At 49.8% G+C, this 1,256-nt stretch carries 11 tRNA genes and 1 rRNA gene; all 12 read right to left on the reverse strand.

From position 1 onward, the window contains the following. Positions 1 to 61: 61 nt before the first annotated feature. Positions 62 to 137 (reverse strand) — tRNA-Ala (locus CD31_RS00215). A gap of 15 nt (positions 138 to 152) precedes the next feature. Continuing rightward, a tRNA-Pro gene (locus tag CD31_RS00220) sits at positions 153 to 229 on the reverse strand. Positions 230 to 244: 15 nt separating this feature from the next. Further along, positions 245 to 321: transfer RNA gene (locus tag CD31_RS00225), tRNA-Arg, on the reverse strand. An 18-nt stretch (positions 322 to 339) separates the two neighbouring features. Further along, positions 340 to 412, reverse strand: a tRNA-Lys gene (locus CD31_RS00230). Between the two features lie 16 nt (positions 413 to 428). After that, a tRNA-Gln gene (locus tag CD31_RS00235) sits at positions 429 to 503 on the reverse strand. Between the two features lie 9 nt (positions 504 to 512). Then, a tRNA-His gene (locus CD31_RS00240) sits at positions 513 to 588 on the reverse strand. A 48-nt stretch (positions 589 to 636) separates the two neighbouring features. After that, positions 637 to 710: transfer RNA gene (locus CD31_RS00245), tRNA-Trp, on the reverse strand. Positions 711 to 714: 4 nt separating this feature from the next. Then, positions 715 to 798 (reverse strand) — tRNA-Tyr (locus tag CD31_RS00250). 7 nt (positions 799 to 805) lie between these two features. Next, positions 806 to 881 (reverse strand) — tRNA-Thr (locus CD31_RS00255). An 8-nt stretch (positions 882 to 889) separates the two neighbouring features. Continuing rightward, a tRNA-Asp gene (locus CD31_RS00260) sits at positions 890 to 965 on the reverse strand. Positions 966 to 969: 4 nt separating this feature from the next. After that, a tRNA-Val gene (locus tag CD31_RS00265) sits at positions 970 to 1,045 on the reverse strand. Between the two features lie 11 nt (positions 1,046 to 1,056). Next, a 5S ribosomal RNA gene (rrf, locus tag CD31_RS00270) occupies positions 1,057 to 1,172 on the reverse strand. Positions 1,173 to 1,256 lie beyond the last annotated feature (84 nt).

A 1,256-nucleotide genomic window follows, 5' to 3' on the forward strand; every position in this document is an offset into this window, starting at 1 on the left:
TGTCGGTTTTCAAGACCGATCCCTTCAGCCAGACTTGGGTATACCTCCAAAAATATTAAAATGGTGGAGCCTAGCGGGATCGAACCGCTGACCTCCTGCGTGCAAGGCAGGCGCTCTCCCAGCTGAGCTAAGGCCCCATTAATCATGAAAGATGGTCGGAATGACAGGATTCGAACCTACGACCCCTTGGTCCCAAACCAAGTGCTCTACCAAGCTGAGCTACATTCCGTAAACATGAATTTATTGGCGCGCCCGACAGGAGTCGAACCCATAACCTTCTGATCCGTAGTCAGACGCTCTATCCAATTGAGCTACGGGCGCATATTAATTAAAAAATGATGAGCCATGAAGGACTCGAACCTTCGACCCTCTGATTAAAAGTCAGATGCTCTACCAACTGAGCTAATGGCTCATAAAAAAAGAAAAAATGGCTGGGGTACTAGGATTCGAACCTAGGCATGACGGAATCAAAATCCGTTGCCTTACCGCTTGGCTATACCCCAATGTTAAAATGGGGCGACTGATGGGAATCGAACCCACGAATGTCGGAACCACAATCCGATGCGTTAACCACTTCGCCACAATCGCCACTATATAAATTTATAATAGCTGTATATGAACGAGTACCTCAATACCTGGCAGGGGCAGTAGGAATCGAACCCACACCAAAGGTTTTGGAGACCTCTATTCTACCGTTGAACTATGCCCCTAAAATGGTGGAGGGGGACGGATTCGAACCGCCGAACCCTAAGGAGCGGATTTACAGTCCGCCGCGTTTAGCCACTTCGCTACCCCTCCAAGGGAATGGTGCCGGCGATAGGAGTCGAACCCACGACCTACTGATTACAAGTCAGTTGCTCTACCAACTGAGCTACACCGGCAATAATAATGGCGGTCCCGACCGGGATCGAACCGGCGATCTCCTGCGTGACAGGCAGGCATGTTAACCGCTACACCACGGGACCAAAATGGTGGAGGATGACGGGCTCGAACCGCCGACCCCCTGCTTGTAAGGCAGGTGCTCTCCCAGCTGAGCTAATCCTCCACAAAAAATAAGCGAAGCGACGTCCTACTCTCACAGGGGGAAGCCCCCAACTACCATCGGCGCTAAAGAGCTTAACTTCCGTGTTCGGTATGGGAACGGGTGTGACCTCTTTGCCATCATCACTTCACTTATTCAGCTGAAAGACTTATTCTTTCAAAACTAGATAAACGATACATTGAATGCTTCAAACATATTGGTTAAGTCCTCGATC

The organism is Lysinibacillus boronitolerans JCM 21713 = 10a = NBRC 103108 (assembly GCF_000772935.1).
GTDB lineage: Bacteria > Bacillota > Bacilli > Bacillales_A > Planococcaceae > Lysinibacillus > Lysinibacillus boronitolerans.